Origin of the sequence: Streptomyces mirabilis (genome assembly GCF_018310535.1) — a bacterium.
Classification (GTDB): domain Bacteria; phylum Actinomycetota; class Actinomycetes; order Streptomycetales; family Streptomycetaceae; genus Streptomyces.
The window spans coordinates 462,102-479,787 of record NZ_CP074102.1 but is presented as its reverse complement, the minus strand read 5'-3'; the positions used below and the strand labels follow the sequence as shown (position 1 = coordinate 479,787).

At 69.8% G+C, this 17,686-nt stretch carries 14 protein-coding genes and 3 pseudogenes; 12 read left to right on the top strand and 5 right to left on the bottom strand.

The window, feature by feature from the left end; genetic code table 11:
• Positions 1-10: 10 nt before the first annotated feature.
• From SMIR_RS02150 to SMIR_RS02130, 6 genes are all read left to right on the top strand, one after another.
• The gene (locus SMIR_RS02150; RefSeq protein ID WP_212726366.1) at positions 11-787 is read left to right on the top strand and encodes a GNAT family N-acetyltransferase; all 777 of its coding nucleotides are present in this window, start codon (positions 11-13) and stop codon (positions 785-787) included.
• A 28-nt stretch (positions 788-815) separates the two neighbouring features.
• Positions 816-983, top strand: coding sequence for a putative leader peptide (locus SMIR_RS44535; RefSeq protein WP_349636887.1), 168 nt, complete (start codon positions 816-818; stop codon positions 981-983).
• 75 nt (positions 984-1,058) lie between these two features.
• The gene (locus tag SMIR_RS02145; RefSeq protein WP_168497845.1) at positions 1,059-2,294 is read left to right on the top strand and encodes an LLM class flavin-dependent oxidoreductase; all 1,236 of its coding nucleotides are present in this window, start codon (positions 1,059-1,061) and stop codon (positions 2,292-2,294) included.
• A 17-nt stretch (positions 2,295-2,311) separates the two neighbouring features.
• A complete protein-coding gene (locus SMIR_RS02140) occupies positions 2,312-3,700 on the top strand; it encodes an NtaA/DmoA family FMN-dependent monooxygenase (protein WP_168497847.1) in 1,389 nt (462 codons plus the stop codon).
• Positions 3,697-4,830 (top strand): LLM class flavin-dependent oxidoreductase, encoded by a 1,134-nt coding sequence (locus tag SMIR_RS02135; protein WP_168497849.1) that lies wholly within the window; start codon positions 3,697-3,699, stop codon positions 4,828-4,830. Before SMIR_RS02140 ends, SMIR_RS02135 begins: the two co-directional genes overlap by 4 nt.
• Before the next feature lie 13 nt (positions 4,831-4,843).
• Positions 4,844-5,971 carry an LLM class flavin-dependent oxidoreductase gene (locus tag SMIR_RS02130; RefSeq protein WP_212726365.1) on the top strand — a complete coding sequence of 376 codons (1,128 nt, stop codon included), beginning with the start codon at positions 4,844-4,846 and terminating at the stop codon, positions 5,969-5,971.
• Positions 5,972-6,243: 272 nt separating this feature from the next.
• Here SMIR_RS02130 and SMIR_RS02125 read toward each other — a convergent pair whose 3' ends face one another.
• Together SMIR_RS02125 and SMIR_RS02120 are read right to left on the bottom strand one after the other, a co-directional pair.
• A complete protein-coding gene (locus SMIR_RS02125) occupies positions 6,244-6,798 on the bottom strand; it encodes a cupin domain-containing protein (protein ID WP_212726364.1) in 555 nt (184 codons plus the stop codon).
• Between the two features lie 299 nt (positions 6,799-7,097).
• Positions 7,098-7,865 carry an MBL fold metallo-hydrolase gene (locus tag SMIR_RS02120; RefSeq protein ID WP_212726363.1) on the bottom strand — a complete coding sequence of 256 codons (768 nt, stop codon included), beginning with the start codon at positions 7,863-7,865 and terminating at the stop codon, positions 7,098-7,100.
• Positions 7,866-7,930: 65 nt separating this feature from the next.
• Between SMIR_RS02120 and SMIR_RS02115 the strand changes: the two genes are divergently transcribed.
• Entirely contained in the window at positions 7,931-8,584 is a 654-nt protein-coding gene (locus SMIR_RS02115; protein WP_168497857.1) for a TetR/AcrR family transcriptional regulator, read from the top strand.
• Here the strand turns inward: SMIR_RS02115 and SMIR_RS44790 are convergent.
• Together SMIR_RS44790 and kilB are read right to left on the bottom strand one after the other, a co-directional pair.
• A pseudogene (locus SMIR_RS44790) lies at positions 8,544-9,011 on the bottom strand (hypothetical protein); the annotation flags it as partial. The gene SMIR_RS02115 and the pseudogene SMIR_RS44790 overlap by 41 nt on opposite strands.
• 40 nt (positions 9,012-9,051) lie before the next feature.
• Positions 9,052-9,516: a plasmid transfer protein KilB gene (gene kilB / locus SMIR_RS02110; RefSeq protein ID WP_168497858.1), complete on the bottom strand. Its 465-nt coding sequence runs from the start codon at positions 9,514-9,516 to the stop codon at positions 9,052-9,054.
• A gap of 252 nt (positions 9,517-9,768) precedes the next feature.
• Here kilB and SMIR_RS02105 point away from each other — a divergent pair, with 252 nt between their 5' ends.
• The 4 genes and pseudogenes from SMIR_RS02105 to SMIR_RS02090 all read left to right on the top strand — a co-directional run.
• On the top strand, positions 9,769-10,269 hold the full coding sequence (locus SMIR_RS02105; RefSeq protein WP_211118869.1) for a YfbM family protein: 501 nt from the start codon (positions 9,769-9,771) through the stop codon (positions 10,267-10,269).
• 493 nt (positions 10,270-10,762) lie between these two features.
• Positions 10,763-11,590, top strand: a pseudogene (locus tag SMIR_RS02100) (IS701 family transposase); the annotation flags it as partial.
• Between the two features lie 251 nt (positions 11,591-11,841).
• On the top strand, positions 11,842-12,351 hold the full coding sequence (locus SMIR_RS02095) for an allene oxide cyclase barrel-like domain-containing protein (RefSeq protein WP_248003251.1): 510 nt from the start codon (positions 11,842-11,844) through the stop codon (positions 12,349-12,351).
• 431 nt (positions 12,352-12,782) lie between these two features.
• Positions 12,783-13,408 (top strand): annotated as a pseudogene (locus SMIR_RS02090) (IS110 family transposase); the annotation flags it as partial.
• A gap of 254 nt (positions 13,409-13,662) precedes the next feature.
• Here SMIR_RS02090 and SMIR_RS02085 read toward each other — a convergent pair.
• A complete protein-coding gene (locus SMIR_RS02085; protein ID WP_249938323.1) occupies positions 13,663-17,025 on the bottom strand; it encodes an AfsR/SARP family transcriptional regulator in 3,363 nt (1,120 codons plus the stop codon).
• 83 nt (positions 17,026-17,108) lie between these two features.
• On the opposite strand from SMIR_RS02085, the gene SMIR_RS02080 reads away from it, so the two are divergent.
• The gene (locus SMIR_RS02080) at positions 17,109-17,441 is read left to right on the top strand and encodes a hypothetical protein (RefSeq protein WP_168497862.1); all 333 of its coding nucleotides are present in this window, start codon (positions 17,109-17,111) and stop codon (positions 17,439-17,441) included.
• The last annotated feature ends 245 nt before the right edge of the window (positions 17,442-17,686 follow it).

Sequence of the window (17,686 nt, the reverse complement as noted above, 5' to 3'; positions counted from 1 at the left end):
CGACACCACCATGTCCACCGTTGCCCGACCTACCCCGCCGCAGAGCCCGGCGGCACCCCACATCCTGGACAACGCCGCCTGGGCCGCGCTGACCGGCCCGCACGCCCACCTCGCCGAGCGCGTCGGCCGCGCCGCCCGCTACCCCCTGGACGTCTCCCCGTTCACCGCCCTCGCCGACCCGGCCGACCCGCGCGCCTGGGACGACCTCGCCGCGCTCGGCGGACCCGGCACCGTCACCCCCGTGACCGGGGCGAAGTCGGTGCCCGAGGGCTGGCAGACGGTACAGCACGGCCAGGGCGTACAACTGGTCGACACCGCGCTGCGCGCCGAGCCCGCCCCCGAAGCGGTACGGCTCGGTCTGGACGACGTCCCGGAGATCCTGGGCCTGATCGCCCTGACCGAGCCGGGGCCCTTCCTGCCCCGCACGGTCGAACTCGGCACCTACCTCGGCATCCGGCACCGTGGCCGGCTCGTCGCCCTGGCCGGCGAGCGAAGCGAGATGGGGGTCCCCCCGGCCGGAGGCTGGGGGAGGTTGCGCCCGCCCGGCTGGACGGAGATCAGCGCGGTCTGCACCGCCCCGGACCACCGAGGCAAAGGCCTGGCCACGCGACTCGTCCGCGCGATCGCGGCCGGTATCAGGCAGCGCGGAGACACCCCCTTCCTGCATGCCTCCGCCACCAACACCGGCGCGATCCGGCTCTACGAGTCGATCGGCTTCACCCTGCGCCGCCGCTCGCAGTTCCTCCTCGTCCGAACTCCGGGCGCCCAGCAGGAACAGACGGCGTAGGCGGGCCGTTGTGTTGAAGAGGTTCACGATGTCGGCGCGGCCACAGGCCCGCCGGGACGCAAGGGCGGAGGTGAGTGACGTGCGAGTCGGGTCCGATCTTCGCGTCATGGTGCTCACCCCGCGCCGCCGTGTACGTCTTTACTCCCGGCCGCACATCGATCTGCAGCGCGTAGCCGGCGCGCTCTGTCGTCCCTGACCTGTCACCCCGCCGCCGCGCCCTTCGCGTAGAGGGCCGCGCTCTCGTACGGTCGACCAGGAAGGCACCCCCTCCGTGTCCGCTTCATCTTCGCTGCCCGATTCCTCCCCCTCGTCCTCCCCTCTGCACCTCGCCGTCGCACTCGACGGCGCCGGCTGGCACCCGGCGGCCTGGCGCGAGCCGGTGGCCCGCCCCCGTGAGCTGCTCACCGCCGGGTACTGGACGGACCTGGTCACCGAGGCCGAGCGCGGTCTCCTCGACTTCGTGACCATCGAGGACGCCCTTGGACTCCAGTCCTCGCACCTCACCGAGCCCGACGGCCGCACCGACCAGGTCCGCGGGCGCCTCGACGCCGTCCTGATCGCCGCCCGCGTCGCCCCGCTGACCAGCCACATAGGACTGGTCCCGACCGCCGTCGTCACCCATACCGAGCCCTTCCACATCTCCAAGGCGATCGCCACCCTCGACTACGTGAGCACGGGCCGTGCGGGCGTACGGGTGCAGGTGTCGCCCCGCGCCCACGAGGCCGCGCACTTCGGCCGCCGTACGTTCCCGCCGCTGCGCATCGAGGACCTGGACACCCCGGCCGTACGAGAGCTGACGACCGACCTCTTCGACGAGGCCGCGGACTACGTGGAAGCGGTGCGCCGGCTCTGGGACAGCTGGGAGGACGACGCGGAGATCCGGGACGTCGCCACCGGACGCTTCGTCGACCGCGACAAACTGCACTACATCGACTTCGAGGGCAAGCACTTCAGCGTCAAGGGCCCCTCGATCACCCCCCGCCCGCCGCAGGGCCAGCCGATCGTCAGCGCCCTGGCCCACGCGACCATCCCCTACCGGCTGGTGGCGCGGGCCGCCGACATCGGTTACGTCACCCCGCACGACGCCGGCCAGGCCCGTGCCATCGTCGAGGAGATCCGCGCCGAGCAGACGGCGGCCGGCCGCGCCGACGAACCCCTGCACCTCTTCGGTGACCTCGTGGTGTTCCTGGACGACGACCCGGCCGAGGCCGCGGCGCGCCGCGAACATCTCGACACGCTGGCCGGCTACCCGTACACCGGCGACGCCCGCATCTTCACCGGCTCACCCGCCCAACTGGCCGACCTGCTCCAGGAGTTGGCGGAGGCAGGCCTTTCCGGCTTCCGGCTGCGGCCCGCCGTCCTCGGCCACGACCTGCCCGCCGTCACCCGGGGCCTCGTGCCCGAACTCCAGCGCCGGGGCGTCTTCCGGCAGTCGTACGAGTCCGACACCCTGCGCGGGCTGCTCGGCCTCTCCCGCCCCGTCAACCGCTACGCCGCCACCGCCTGAGCCGGAGGGACCCACTCATGAGCAGCACGTCACAGGACAAGCCCCGCAAGCAGGTCCACCTCGCGGCGCACTTCCCCGGCGTCAACAACACCACCGTGTGGAGCGACCCCGAGGCCGGCAGTCACATCGAGTTCAGCTCCTTCGCCCACTTCGCGCGCACCGCCGAGCGCGCCAAGTTCGACTTCCTGTTCCTCGCCGAAGGGCTGCGACTGCGCGAACAGGGCGGCCAGATCTACGACTTGGACGTCGTCGGCCGCCCCGACACCTTCACGATCCTCACCGCGCTCGCCGCCGTCACCGAACACCTCGGCCTGACCGGCACCATCAACTCCACCTTCAACGAGCCCTACGAGGTGGCCCGCCAGTTCGCCAGCCTCGACCACCTCTCCGACGGCCGCGCCGCCTGGAACGTGGTCACCTCCTGGGACGCCTTCACCGGCGAGAACTTCCGCCGTGGCGGCTTCCTCCCGCAGGAGGAGCGCTACTCCCGGGCCGAGGAATTCCTGCACACGGCGAACGAGCTCTTCGACTCCTGGCACGGGGACGAGATCGTCGCCGACCGGCGGACCGGCACCTTCCTGCGCGACGCGAAGGCCGGAGCCTTCGTACACCAGGGCCAGCACTTCGACATCCAGGGGCAGTTCAACGTCCCACGCAGCCCGCAGGGACGCCCGGTGATCTTCCAGGCGGGGGACTCCGACGAGGGGCGCGAGTTCGCCGCCTCCAGCGCCGACGCGATCTTCAGCCGGTACGCCACCCTCAAGGAGGGCCAGGCGTTCTACACGGACGTCAAGGGACGCCTCGCCCGCTACGGCCGTACACGCGACCAGCTGCTGATCCTGCCCGCCGCGACCTTCGTCCTCGGCGACACGGACGCCGAGGCGGAGGAGATCTCCCGCGAGGTGCGCCGCCAGCAGGTCAGCGGCGCCACCGCGATCAAGCACCTGGAGTTCGTCTGGAACCGCGACCTGTCCGCGTACGACCCGGACGGCCCCCTGCCCGACATCGACCCGGACCTCGGCGAGCACACCATCGCCCGGGGCCGCGCCCAGGTCCGGATGTACCGCGACCCGCTCGCCACCGCCCGCGAATGGCGCGAGCTCGCTGCCGCCAACAAGTGGTCCATTCGCGATCTGGTCATCGAGACCGGCAACCGGCAGGCCTTCGTCGGCTCCCCGGCCACCGTCGCCGAGACCATCGACTCCTTCGTGCAGGCCGACGCCAGTGACGGCTTCATCCTCGTCCCGCACATCACCCCCGGCGGCCTCGACACCTTCGCCGACACCGTGGTCCCGCTGCTCCAGGAGCGCGGCGTGTACCGCACCGAGTACGAGGGCACGACCCTGCGCGACCACCTCGGCCTCGCCCACCCGGACGACGTGCGCGACGAGCGTGCGGCGTCATGAAATTCCTGGCCATCACCCTGATCGTGCACCGGCCGGACCCGATCACCGGCGTGCAGAAGCCCACTCACGACCGGTTCCGCGAGGTCCTCGGCAACGCCCTGCTCGCCGAGGAGCTGGGCTTCGACGGCTTTGGCGTGGGGGAGCGGCACGAGCGGCCGTTCATCTCGTCCTCGCCGCCCGTCGTGCTCAGCCACATCGCCGCGCTCACCCAGCGCATCCGCCTCTTCACGGCCGTGACGACGCTCAGCCTTCTCGACCCGGTACGCGCGTACGAGGACTACGCGACCCTCGACCACCTCTCCGACGGTCGCCTGGACCTGATCATCGGCAAGGGCAACGGGGCCGCCCAGCGCGACCTCTTCGACGTCACCCCCGAGGACCAGTGGGACCGCAACGCCGAGAGCTACGAGGTGTTCCGCAAGATCTGGCGCCAGGACCAGGTGACCGCCGAGACCCGCTTCCGCCCGGAACTCAAGGACGCGGAGGTGTGGCCCCGGCCGTACCAGCAGCCGATCCGGGTCTGGCACGGCAGTGCGACCAGCAAGGAGTCGGTCGACCTGGCCGCCCGCTACGGCGACCCGCTCTTCTCCGCCAACGTCACCAACCCCATAGAGCCTTATGCCGAGTTGATCCGCTACTACCGCGAGCGTTGGGAGCACTACGGCCACGACCCGGCCGACATCGCGGTGGGCGCGGGCACGGCGGGCCTCTACGTGGGCCGTACGTCGCAGGAGGCGCTGGCCGCGTACCGCCCGGTGTTCGAGGGGAACCTGGCCTTCCAGAAGAGCCTGGGCCTGGAGCCCGTCTTCCCGACACTGGAGGACTTCGTCGAGCGCAGCTCGGCCCTCATCGGCAGCCCCCAGCAGATCATCGACAAGGTGCACCGCTACCACGAGCGGTTCGGGCACACGGTGCTGCATCTGCACGCGGACGCGAGCGGTCTCGGCGACGCCCAGCACCGCGACTCCCTTGCGCGCTTCCAGTCGGAGGTCGCTCCGGTGCTGCGCCGCGAGATCCCCGATCCGCCGTTCCCGTGGGGGCCGGTGCTCGCGACGCCCGAGGCCGAGGCAGAGCCGTCGTCCGAGCCGGTGCCCGCCCCCGCGCCCGCGTCCATCCCCGCCGACCGCTGAGGAGCACCGCCCCATGTCCGACATCCCCCTCGGCGTCCTCGACCTCGTCCCCATCTCCTCCGGCTCCACCGCGACCGAGGCCCTGCGCAACTCCATCGACCTGGCCCGGCAGGCGGAGCGATTCGGGTACGCCCGCTACTGGTTCGCCGAGCACCACCTCAACCCGGGAGTCGCCGGCACCTCACCCGCGCTGGTCCTCGCCCTGACCGCCTCCGCCACCTCCACGATCCGGCTCGGCTCGGGCGCCGTACAACTCGGGCACCGCACCGCGCTCTCCACGGTCGAGGAGTTCGGTCTGATCGACGCCCTGCACCCCGGCCGTCTCGACCTGGGCCTCGGCCGCTCCGGCGGGCGCCCGCCGGGAGGGCCCACCGCCTCGCTGCCGACCGCGACCCCCGTGGTCGACGGCCGCGCCCCGAACGGTCTCCGCATCCCGCCCCGGTTCTCCTTCGAGCACCTGCTCGGCTCACCCCGCGTCGCCCTCCAGCGCACGCTGCTCCAACAGCCGCACGCCCGGTCGCAGGACTACGGCGAGCGGATCGACGACATCCTCGCCCTGCTCGCGGGGACGTACCGGTCGGCGGACGGCATCGAGGCGCACGTCGTCCCGGGCGAGGGCGCGGACGTACAGGTGTGGATCCTGGGCAGCAGCGGCGGGGAGAGCGCCACGGTCGCCGGCCGCAACGGGCTGCGGTTCGCGGCGAACTACCACGTCAGTCCGGCCACGGTACTGGAGGCGGCGGAGGGCTACCGCGCCGCCTTCCAGCCGTCCGACGCCCTCGACAAGCCGTACGTCAGCGTGTCCGCGGACGTGGTCGTCGCCGAGGACGACGGGACCGCGCGCGAACTCGCCACCGGATACGGCCTCTGGGTCCGCAGCATCCGTACCGCCGAGGGCGCCATCGAGTTCCCGACCCCGAAGGAGGCCCGCGCTCACGTGTGGAGCGACACGGACCGGGCTCTGGTCGCCGATCGCGTCGAGACCCAGTTCGTGGGCTCCCCGGGACACGTCGCCGACCAGTTGGAACAGCTTCAGGAGGCCACCGGGGCCGACGAGTTGCTGATCACGACCATCACCCACGGCCATATGGACAGGGTGCGCTCGTACGAACTGCTGGCCGAGGAGTGGCGACGCAGGTGACGAATGACAGATGACAGATATCAGATATCAAATTTCGGACGACAGATAGCCAACTCCTGGTTCGCCCTCCCCAAGGCGGTCTGACCACCGGCGCTCCGCAGGCGGCTCTGGGGGGGAATCCATGACCCGGTCGAGGACATCGGCCGCATGCTGCTGGGGCTGAGGGGCACGTGACGAAGCCCCGGTCGGCGCCGCTGCGCGATGCCGCATCCTCAGAAGGTGCTCGGGCCGACGGTCTCTCGGCCCGAGCACCGTTGCTGTGCTGTCCTCGCTCAGGCCTCGTCGGCGGGCATGTTGAAGTCCGCTTCCTCGGGCAGCACCTCCATGTCGATGTCTTTCCGTCCGAGGAGCGCCGCCAGCGCCAGGCCGCGCTCCGGCGGCCAGAACTCGGGCTTCCCGCCGGGGACGGGGTCGTCCCCGGCCTCCAGGAACAGCGCCTCGCCTCCGCCGGGAGTGTAGAAGGCCACCATGTGGGTCTCTTCGTCGGTGATGTTCCGGAACCGGTGCCGTGTGCCCTTGGGCACGAAGACGAAGTCACCGGCGTTCGCCACGAAGGTCTGATCGCCGTTCAGGAATTCCAGCGCACCCGAGATGAGGTAGAAGGCCTCGTCAGCACTCTTGTGCACATGCGCTACCGGGCCGTTGCCCGGGGGCACTCGGCAATCTATGAACCCCAATGCGCCGTTGGTGGACTCGGTCGTCGCCTTGACTTCGTAGACGTCGCCGGACATCCACTTGACCACGCCCTTCCCAGCGGGGACGTGCAAGACGCACGGACGGTAGTAGTCCGGCGTCTCCACGTCGCTGTTCGGCGGTGCAGAACTCATGTCGTTTCCTTAGAAGGTGATGGATATCGTTGCGCCAGGCGGGCCGCCGCCTGGAGATCTGGTGTACGGCGCCGCGGCACATCTCGCTGTCGAGCTGCGCGCAAGCGGCTGCCGGAGGCTCGTGCCACCGAAGATCGGCCTCAAGGTGTGGCCCGCTCTTCGGTGAGAGGCGCTCGGTCGGCCCCGCGGCGGACCGACCACGAAGCTCCCTCGCGCCTGCGACGGGCAGGGACGGCCCCGGAGGCGCCGCACGCTCGAGGTCACGTTCGCGCCCTTCGACGTCGCCTCTGCGTGGGAGGTCAGCGCACGCCGAGTTGCCGTGCCTGCCGGGTGGCGGTGCGGATGCCGTCGGTGAAGGGTGCGCCGTGACCGGGCAGCAACAGGTCTGCGGTCAGTTCGTCGAGGCGGTCGAGGGCGGTGAGCGCGGCCCGGCTGTCGTGGGTGAAGCAGCGGCTCACGATCGTGGGTCCGGTGTGGCCTGACAGTCCGTCCTCGGTGACCAGGGCGTCGCCGGTGAAGAGCAGCCCGCGGTCGGCGAAGAGGTACGCGGCGCTGCCGGGTGTGTGGCCGGGCAGTACGACGGCCTGCGGGGCGCCGGGGACATCTTCCAGCACCTTGTCGGCGTCGAAGACCCGCGCATTCTGGACGGCGGGAGCGGTGAAGGCTCCCGCGCGGACCAGCTGGAAGGGGAGGGCGAGCGAGGAGGGTCTGCGCAGCAGGTAGGGGAGCATCGAACGCTCGGGCTTGGCGTGGCGGGTCGCGCTCCGCGGGCCGTCGTACAGGATGGCGGCGTCCCGCTCGTGGATCCAGATGACGGCTCCGGCCTCCTGGAGGGTGTGGGCCAGGCCGGTGTGGTCGAGGTGGCCATGGGTCAGGAGTACGGCACGGACATCGGCCACGGAGTGGCCGAGGCCGGCCAGCAGCCCGCGCAACTGCTCCAGATGGGCGGGCACCCCCGAGTCGATCAGGATGAGACCGTCGGGGCCCTCGATCAGGTAGAAGTTGATGCCGTGATCGCCGAGGCGGTGGACGCCGGGTGCCACCTGCGTGGGCGCGGGACGGGACATACGGACCTCCTGCAACCGAGCAGAATTCGATACAGTCGACTGTAGCAAATTTGGAGGGTGTACCGATGGCAAGCGAGACACCACGCCGGCCCTACAATTCCGAGCGCCGGCGTGAGGCCGCGCACCGCAACCGCGTCGCGGTGCTGGCGGCATGCCGTGAGCTGCTCTTCCAGGACGGCTACCACGCCACGACCGTGCGTGCCGTGGCCGAGCGGGCGGGTGTCTCCGCCGAAACGGTGTACAAGACGTTCGGCGGCAAACCGGGCATGGTCAAGGACCTGTGGGACATCACGTTGGCCGGAGACGACGAACCGGTGCCGATGGCGGATCGCCCCCAGACACGAGAGATCCTGCGGACGAGGGACCCGGACGCCAAGCTCCGGCTCTACGCCGCGTACGTGCGCGGAATCCATGAACGGATCGCCGCGCTGTTCACACTGCTGACTCAGGCCGGGCCGGACGTCGGGGAGATCCTGGAGACCAGTGAGCGGGAGCGGCTCACCGGCGTCACCGCGTTCGTCACCCACCTCGCCGAGGCCGGTGCGCTGGGCCCGGAAGCGGATCCGGCCCACCTGGCGGACGCCCTCTGGGCCCTGGCCGGCCCACAGCTGTACACCCAACTCACAGCAGGACGGGGCTGGTCGACCGACACGTACGAGGAATGGCTGGCCGCCACGCTCACCGCCACGCTCCTGCCCCGTTCGCCCCGGCTGCGGTAGACGCCCACCGCACCCGCCGCGGCGGGGTGGGGGTGAGTTCGGTGCCAGCATGGCAGCCGTCGATCGGGGCGGGTGCGAGTTGGTCGTCGTCGGCGAAGGCGGTGTTGACCGGCGGGCCGCGCCGTAACAACGACCGGCCGAACAGATGCCCTCTGACGCATTCAAGTCAGTTACGCAAGAGCGCAGTTGTGCGATGGTGAGCCGGTCGTGCTTGCGGTGGCGGCGCGGCCGGCAGATGAGCCGAGACGCTTCTCCCTGCTCGCGGCAGCACATGGCGGCGATCGACCGGCGACGCCAGGATCTTCCGCGTACCCGCGCCCGGGACAGGCGCGTGCCCACGCCGGTCCCGGGCGCGGGCACGCGGCGGTGTCATCAAGAACCCCGCCTCGTCCTCGAAGAAGACGATTTCCTGCCGGTGTGCGCCTGTCTCTGGAGAGGCCGTACGGAAGGGTGCGTCCGCAGGTGCCTCAAAGATGTCGCTTCGCCGCTCTGACGAGTCGGCTGATGTCGTCACGGGTCTGTACTCGGCGCTGGTCGAGCCGGTTTCTGGTCTCCGTCTTGGCCAGTGCCGTGACGTCGGCGAGTACGGCCTCTGCGGCCTGACTCAAGGTCTCGTCGTCCGTAAGCATCTGGACCCGGAACAGGGCCTCTTGCGCGCTGGAGCGCAGGTCGTACGCGCGGATCCGGACGGCGTCCGGATCTTCGGGTGGCGGTTGTTCGTGCTCGCAGAACCACAGGTGCACCAGGCAGCGGCGGTAGTTGATCAGCGTGCCGGCGTAGGCGGAGTAGGCGTCGAGTCGTTCTTGCCGGAGTTTCTCACGGCGGGCGAACCGGTGGCTTCTGTCGGTGGTGCGTTGCTGAAACGCCAGTGTGATTCCCGAGCCGAGCAGGGTTCCGAGGACGGCTATGGCACTCGCGATGATGGTCTCCACGGCCCAAGCTGATCACGTGTCGTGTATCCGGGTGAGACGCATGGCGACTTGAGCGCCACCAACACGCTTTCCAAGTCTGTTGGTGGGGTGGTGGGCTGTGTGTGGGGGCGTTCGCCCGGGTTCATGAGCGACTCACCCCCGGGGTGGGATCCGATCCCGGTCTCGGCTGACCGTCGGTGAACCGGGCTGAACGAGAAGGAAAGCGAGACGGGCGCGGCGGCCGGTGTCAGTGGCCGCGTCTAGTCTCCGCCCATGAGCATGATCGGTGAGTACCTGCGTGTCACGCCTGCTGAGCTCGATCGAGCGATCCAAGACCCGGACTGGGCTCTGGACTTCGTCGAAGAGGTCCAGGACGCCGAGGAGGAGTCAGAGCCTGTGCCGGCCGATGCACGCCACTTCAGTACGTACAAGGCCTGGGACATGCTCCGCTTTCTGCTGGCGCGCGCCGAGTTCCCGGTCAACGTGATCCACGGGGAGGAGCCGTTTGCCGATGATGAGGACTGGGGGTACGGGCCTCCCAGGTACCTGCGGCCTGAGCGGGCCCATCTTGCGGCGCGAGCTCTTCGCTCCACCACGTACGCCCAACTCATCGCCGGCGTGGATCCTGCCGACCTGACCAGGGCTGAGGTGTATCCGCTGGGGTGGGATGAGCCTGGAGCGCTTGAGTGGGGGCGCCACTGGTACGACGGCCTGACGGAGTTCTTCGGGGCCGCCGCCGCAGCGGATGACGCATTGCTCGTCTGGCTCGACTGACAGGTGCACGTACCGACGGGGCGTTTGGCTTGGGAAGCTCCGGTTACCTACGGGCGGTTGCTGCGCTGACCTGCGGCGGAGCGACGGCAAGGCTTGCCTGGCCGTCGACATGGTGCCTGCCATTCCCCGTGGTTCCCCACACGATCTCGCACGGTTCTGGCACGACCTCTTCGTCCCGAACTGTCGGCGGCAAGGTCATTGCAGCGTAGGACCTTGATCGTTCGGCTATACGCGGCCGTTGGCGCTCACCTTTCGTCTCGACGGTTGCGGTACTTCGCTGCTGCACCGCAACTCACCAAGGCCTCTACTGCCTGCATCGGCTCACTGTCCGACCCCGGTGAGGGCGCGGCGCTCGCGCTGGAGCGGGCTTTGAGGTCTGGCCTCATCCCTATCAGGTCGACCACGGGGTATCGGCGGCATCGGACAACGGCCCACAGTCGTCGGCCCACAGCCAACTGGTTCGCCTACTCGGACTGGTCCGTGCACCGTTTGTTCCTGGACGGGCGATCCGGATCGCTGCCGGGCGGCGGGGCTCGGCGAGGACACCGTTTTCGCGACCAAGCCGGACCTGGCCCTCAGGATGATCGAACGGTTCTGGGATACCGGACACCGCGTCGGCTGGGTCACGGGTGACGAGGTCTGTGGCGGCAACCCGAGACTGCGCGCGGCGCTGAAGGAGCGCGGCATCGGCTATGTCCTTGCCGTGGTCTGCTCGGCCGAAATGGCCACAGGTGCAGGAAGGTTCCCCGCCGATGCCCTGGTGAAGAAAGTGCCGAAGCGGGCCTGGCAGAAGCTCTCGGCCGGACGCGGTGCGAAGGGACAACGGTTCTACGACTGGGCCGTCGTCGACCTCGTCGACCCGACGCCGGGCAGCCACCAGCTCCTGATCCGCCGCAGCCGCACCACCGGTGAACTCGCCTATTACCGCAGTCACTCCACCGAGCTGGTCCCGCTGACTGCGCTGGTCAAGACCGCTGGTTCGAGGTGGCGTGTGGAAGAGACCTTCCAGGCCTAGAAAGGGCTGGCGGGACTCGACGAGCACCAGGTCCGCCACTACCGTTCTTGCACCCGCTGGGTCACCCTCGCGCTGCTCGCCCACGCCTTCCGCGCGGTAGTCCGTGCCGACGAACACGCCCGCAGCTCCACCCCGGACAGCCCGGTCCTGCTGTCCTGCAACGCGATCCAGCGCCTGTTCATCACGGTCGCCGTGCAGCCTCGCCACGACATGGCCCACCGGCTCGGCTGGTCGCACTGGCGGCGGCTCCCTCAGCAGCGATCCCTCACCAGCCATTACCGGCGACAAGCCGCATCCCAGACATGAGTGCCTGCTTCCGGTCCCAGGGGCGGCACTGGTCCGAGTCGGGGGCCAATGTGCTGCACCAGCGTCAACCCGCCCGCCCGCCCGCCCGCCCGCGCGACGCGTCCGGTCGGGCGGGCCGTCTCTCGTCCCAAGTTGGTCCGATTGGTCGGATCTGCCGGTGGGTCGCGCCGGGACGTTCCGGGCGGCGGCAGAGCCGAGGTTATGAATGCGTCACCTGACCATCCATGTGCATCAACCTCAGGAGTCACACGATGCGTCCCGTGAGAGCAGCCTGTCTCGGCACGGCCACTGCGCTGGTTACCCTTCTCGCCTGTGCCCCTGTCGCGGCCGCCGCCGCGACGGACACCGATTCCGCCCACACCACGGGCGGCGACCGGGTCATCACACTCATCGGCCGGCTCGTGCAGCAGACGCGCTTCCCCGTCAACCCCGGCGGCGCCCCCGCCCAGGGCGATCGGACCGTCTTCCGCTCGACCCTCTTCGACCAGTACGGCAACCAGGTCGGCGACACCGACGGTACCTGCACCACCACCCGGGTAGACAACGGCGGAGCGGAGGAGTGCGTCGTGACCTACAACCTCCCGGGCGGCCAGCTCTCCGTGCAGGGGATGGTCTTCGGCATTCTCAACCCGGGCCCTCCCTCTTCGTTCGACAACGGGATCACCGGCGGCACCGGGGAATTCGACCGGGCTCGTGGCTCGGTCCACGCCGACACGATCGCTCCGGGCACGAGGCGCTTCACGATCGACCTCGACCGCTGACTGACTCTGCCCCCGCCCGGTGAGAGGGCCGGCCCGTCCACGGCACGGCCCACCGGCTCGACTGGTCCCACTGGCGACGCCGCCACCAGGCTCGATCCCAGACCATCCCCTATCAGCGACAAGCCGCCCAGACATGAAGATCGCGATCTACAGCTGGAGTACTGGTAGGACTCCGTTAGGTCCTTCTCTCGGTCCTGTCTGAGAGGGGCGTGGGGGGTGGACGCATTTGAGGTGAACCGTGCTCGGGCGAAGTTGGCGCTACTGGGTGTGGCTATCAGCGGGCTGCCGTCTCGTGGCTTCCTTCGCTTCGCCGCCGGGCACCCCACGACGACTCGGCCGCCGATCAGGAAGTGCGAACAAGTCCTGTGTAGAGCAATGCCGGCGAAGTCGTCCGTGGCACGAACAGAACAAACACGTACGTCAGGGGCACGATGAGCCGGATATGGGCGGGGATCGACAGCGGCAAGGGCCATCATCACGGCCTTGCTCTGGACTCGGACGGCACGACGCTGCTGTCGCGGCGGGTCGCCAACGACGAGCCTGAGCTGCTGAAGGTGATCGGTGATGTCCTGGACCTGGCCGACGGCCGTCAGGTCATCTGGGCCATCGACATGACCGGCGGGGAACCCGCACTGCTGCTGGCCCGGCTCGTCAGCCACGGCCAGGAGATCCTCTACATGTCCGGCCGTCTGGTGAACCGGGCATTCGACGGCTACCGCGGCGAGGGCAAGACCGACGCCCGCGACGCCTACGTGATCGCCGATCAGGCCAGGATGCGCCGCGACCTGCGAGCCATCCGCCCCGGTGACGAAGCCGCCGTCGAACTCAAGCTGCTGACCGGCCGCCGGTCTGACCTGGTGGAGGACCGAGCACCCGCGTCGTCAACCGTCTGCGCAGCACCCTGCTGAGCATGTTCCCCGCCCTGGAACGAGCGCTGGAGGTGACCAACACCGGCCCGCTCAGGCTGCTGACGGGCTACCAGACGTCGGCCGCCATCCGCCGCGTCGGCGTCACGCGGCTGACGAAGTGGCTGGCCAACCGCAAGGTCCGAAACGCGGTCTTCCCAAGCAGCACTCGGCAGGCTCCGGTGACCCGTAGTGCCTCCGCTCATCGCCTTGGGGGTCGTCTTGAAGTAGCGAGCGTGCGTCCGCTCACGTCCCGGACGAGACGTGGAAGACGCGCCGGCGGCCCCTTCGGTCCCTGGGGCGCCCCAGGGACCGAGCGGGCTTTGCGCAGGAGCTGGCTCGAGGTCCCCGCTGCCGGTTGGCGCGCAGTCCGGGAACGGGGCCGACGGGCTCGGCTGAGGAGACGTCACCGGTCGAGATCCGCGTACTCCGTCTCGGGCACGCCGATGTCCGAGAAAATGGCCCATGCCTCTCGCCTCATCAGTTCGGCGGCGGCGCCGTCGGTCTTCCGGTGGGCGCGGGCGAGTGCCATGAGGGTGCGGGCCTCGCCGAGTCGGTGGCTGGTCTCGCGGTGTATGGCGAGGGCCTCCTGGCCGAGCTCGACGGCTGTGCCGTGTGCTTCCTCGGCCGCTGCCGTCTCGCACAGGGCTGTCAGGGCCTGGCCCTCCACCACGCGGAACGAGTGGTCGCGGGCCAGGGCCAGCGCCTGTTCGGCGTGGGTGCGGGCCTCGTCGTACCGGCCCGCTTCCTTGTGGGTGAGGGAGAGGCATATGAGGCTGTCCGCCTCGGCCCGTCCGAATCGCGACTCGCGGGCCAGGGCGAGAGCCTGCTCGCCGGACTGAAGAGCCCGGTCCAGCTGTCCCAGTCGTCGGCGGGCTGCCGCGACCGTGTTGAGGATGCCGGACTGAACCCAGTGTCGTTTCGTGTCCTCGACCAGCGCGAACGCTCGCTCGGCGTGCTCCAGTCCTTCGTTGTGGCGGCCGAGTTCGATATTGATCTTCGCGATGGCGTCGAGCATCATCGCGTGGCCGTCGCGGTATCCGGCCCGCTTGTCGGAGGCCACCTCCGGGCCCAGGAGGTCGAGTCCGTCGGTGAGACGGCCGAGTTCCCAGTACACCCCACCCAGGATCTGCAGGGCCGAGCCGGCGTCCCACCAGCTGACCTCTTCTTCGAGGGCGACGGCACGTTCGAGGTGATCGGCGGCCTCGTGCAGTCGGCCCAGATCCCGACAGGCCATACCGAGGCCGACCACCCCGAATCCTTCGAAGTAACGGTTCCCGGTCTCACGGAAGATGCGCAGGCCGACGGTGAAATCGTCGTGCGCACTGTCGAGGCGCGCCATGCTCCAATACGCCATGCCTCTGAGGCCGACACCCGACGCCTCGCCCGTCGCCCAACCGAGCTCCCGGCTGATGTCCAGTGCGCGTGTGGCGTGTTCCATCGCCTGTCGGACATGCCCCCGGTCCCACCGTGCTGCTGCAAGGCTGGAGTGCATCGCTGCCTGACCGAACAGGTCCCCTTCGGTCTCGGCCGCGTCCAGTGCCGTCTGCGCGGTGGTCTGCCAGGTCTTCCGTGCCAGATGGATCCAGAAGTCGCTGAACAGTGCTGAGGTCAGGTGCCAGGCGACGGGGCGGGGGCCGTGGTGGGCGGCATGGTTGATGACGGCGAGCAGATTCGTCCGTTCGGCATCCAGCCATGGTCGAGGCGCGGTGGCCGACGGCATGCCCGGGTGCCTGCCGGCGCGGAGGCTGCCGGGCAGCTCCGGAAAGAGCCCGGCCCCCGCGGTGGTTCGGGTGGCGTTCAGGTACCAGATCAGCAGCCGTTCGAGGGCGGCTTCACGGTCCGGCGCTGTCTCCTCCACCAGCGCACATTCCTGTGCGTACTCACGAAGGAGATCGTGGAACCGATAACGCCCCGCCGTCGCGGGTTCGATCAGGTGGGCCGAGGTCAGGGCACCGATCAGACGCCGGGCCTGCGACAGCGGCGCATCCAGGAGCGCCGCCGCGACCTCGGCGGTGAATTCCGCTCCCGGGAACAGTCCGAGCAGGCGGAACAGCCGGCGTGCGCCCGGTGTCAGGACCCGGTACGACACCGAGAGGGCCGTGCGCAAAGGAGAGTTGGCGTCACCGTCCGGCTCCAGTGCCTCCAGCTTGTTGCCCTCGGTCATCTCGGTGACGAGGTCGGCCGTCCGCAGGGCCGGGTCGCCCGCGAGCCTGGCGGCGGCCACGCGCAGGGCCAGGGGGAGGCTGCCGCAGAGCCTGATCAGTTCGTCGACCGCGTGCTTGTCGTCGTCGACCCGGTTCGTGCCGAGGGCCCGGCTCAGCAGTGCGCGGGCCTCGTCCGGCTGGAGGAGATCCAGGGGCAGGGCGTGGGCGCCGTCGTGGGCGACGAGGTCGCCGAGGCGGTTGCGGCTGGTGACGAGGACGCAGCAGGTCGGGCCGGACGGCAGCAGTGGACGTACCTGATCGGCGGAGGCCGCGTTGTCCAGCAGGACGAGCATGCGCCGGTCGGCCAGCAGGGTCCGGAACACGCGGCCCTGGGCCTCGTGGTGCGGGGGGATCTCCGACGCCGCGAGCCCCAGGCTGCGCAGCAGCAGTTCAAGGGCCTCGCCGGGTTCGAGGGGCTGCCGGTCGTGGTCGAAGCCGTGCAGGTTGACGTAGAGCTGGCCGTCCGGGAAGCGGTCGCGGACCTGGTGTGCCCAGTGCACGGCCAGCGCGGTCTTGCCGATGCCGGCGGCGCCGCCGATGGCGGAGATGACCACCGTGTTCCCCGTCCCAGTCCCCGTCCCAGTCCCCGTCCCCGTTCCCGTCCCCTGCGCCCGAGCGGGTGCAAGGAGCGAGTGGAGTCGTTCGAGTTCGCCGGTGCGGCCGGCGAAACCCGGAGTGTCGTGGGGGAGTTCGGCGGGTACGGCGCTCTCGCGCGGTGTGGAGAGCACCGACGGGGGCGGACGCAGGAGGAAGGCGTCGTCCTGGTGCAGTACCGCTTCGTGCACGCGGCGCAGTTCCTCGCCGGGATCGGTTCCGAGCTCGTCCCGCAGTTGTACGCGCAAGTCCTCGTAGGTTTTGAGTGCTTCTGCCTGACGTCCGCGGCCGTACAGGGCCCGCATGCGCAAGGCCGTCAGCGACTCGTCGTAGCGGTCGGCTGCCGAAGACGCCGACAGTCCGCTCAGGTCGTCGAGGGCATCGCCGAACCGGCCCAGCAGGACGAGGCACTTGAGCCGCTCCAGTCGGAACGTCCGTCGGTGTTCCTCCAACCGCTGTCGCTCGTTCTGCGCGAACGGTCCCAGCAGCCCGGCCAGGGGTTCGCCCCGGAACAGTCCGATGGCCGCGGAGAGTTGGTCCGCGGCGGTGGCCAGGTCGCCCGACGCGACGGTGCGCAGAGCCTGGGCTCCCCGTTCGTCCAGATCCGCCGTATCGAGTCGGACCTCCTCGACGACGAAGCGGTACCAGCCTTTGCCGCTGCGGATCACCGACGCCGCGGGCGGGGTGCCTTCCGGATCGAGCACTCTGCGCAGCGAGTTGACGTGAGTGGGCAGCACTTTGTGGCCGCCTGCGGGAGGCTCCTCGCCCCACACCGCGTCGAGCAGCCGCTCATGACTCACCACGGCTCCTCGGCGCAGCAGCAGAGCGGCCAGCACGGCCTGCCGCTTGACCGGCCCCAGCTCCAGCGGCGTTCCGCCCCGCCATGCCCGTAACGGTCCGAGCACTTCGAACCGCAGCAGCTGAGGAGATCCGTCGTCCACCCCGAAGCCTCCGCTTCCCCACGTCATCGAAATTTCATCAGAATTGCAGCACCCCCAGCCATGGTGACGGACACGACATCGCACAACCCGCACAACCGAAGGGGGTCCGCGTGACCGAAGCGGATTTGGTGGCCACCGCGTTGGCCATGGGGGCGGCGGCCGGACTCACCGACACCTCACGAGGAATCGTCCACGACCTCCACGCCATGCTGAGTGAGGCGGTGCGCCGACGGTTGTCCGACGGCGGCGACGGCGTGCGGGGCGGATACGGCCTACGGGTGCTGCACGCGTACGAGACGGACCCCGATGTGTGGCGGACGCGGTTGCTCCAGATCCTGGCCTCCGGGCTGGAGATGGACGAGGAGATCCTCGAGGCGGCCCGCGCAGTGCTCCGCGCGGACCGTCGAACAGGGCGCGTCATCGTGGACGTGGTCCGCTCATGACGCGGTGGACAACTTAGGTACACGTACGACATCACGTCCCGGTGGCGCGGACCCGACCGCGGCTTCCGCGAGGCAGTGGGCAAAGGGTTGCGGCGCGCGGAGCAGATGAGGGACGGACGACCGGGGCCGGAGCTGACCCTCCGCCCGCACCTGCTCGGCCGCCTCTTCGAGGTCACCCTCGTCGACGAGCTTCCGGAAAGCGCCGAAAGCGGCCGACCGAGTCCCGCTCCTGGGCCGGTGGGGGA

Bases quoted from the DNA above. Each gene is read 5' to 3' on its own strand.
- SMIR_RS02150 (WP_212726366.1), top strand. From the start codon at position 11: ATGTCCACCGTTGCCCGACCTACCCCGCCGCAGAGCCCGGCGGCACCC.
- SMIR_RS44535 (WP_349636887.1), top strand. From the start codon at position 816: ATGTCGGCGCGGCCACAGGCCCGCCGGGACGCAAGGGCGGAGGTGAGT.
- SMIR_RS02140 (WP_168497847.1), top strand. From the start codon at position 2,312: ATGAGCAGCACGTCACAGGACAAGCCCCGCAAGCAGGTCCACCTCGCG.
- SMIR_RS02135 (WP_168497849.1), top strand. From the start codon at position 3,697: ATGAAATTCCTGGCCATCACCCTGATCGTGCACCGGCCGGACCCGATC.
- SMIR_RS02130 (WP_212726365.1), top strand. From the start codon at position 4,844: ATGTCCGACATCCCCCTCGGCGTCCTCGACCTCGTCCCCATCTCCTCC.
- SMIR_RS02125 (WP_212726364.1), bottom strand. From the start codon at position 6,798: ATGAGTTCTGCACCGCCGAACAGCGACGTGGAGACGCCGGACTACTAC.
- SMIR_RS02120 (WP_212726363.1), bottom strand. From the start codon at position 7,865: ATGTCCCGTCCCGCGCCCACGCAGGTGGCACCCGGCGTCCACCGCCTC.
- SMIR_RS02115 (WP_168497857.1), top strand. From the start codon at position 7,931: ATGGCAAGCGAGACACCACGCCGGCCCTACAATTCCGAGCGCCGGCGT.
- SMIR_RS02105 (WP_211118869.1), top strand. From the start codon at position 9,769: ATGAGCATGATCGGTGAGTACCTGCGTGTCACGCCTGCTGAGCTCGAT.
- SMIR_RS02095 (WP_248003251.1), top strand. From the start codon at position 11,842: ATGCGTCCCGTGAGAGCAGCCTGTCTCGGCACGGCCACTGCGCTGGTT.
- SMIR_RS02085 (WP_249938323.1), bottom strand. From the start codon at position 17,025: ATGACGTGGGGAAGCGGAGGCTTCGGGGTGGACGACGGATCTCCTCAG.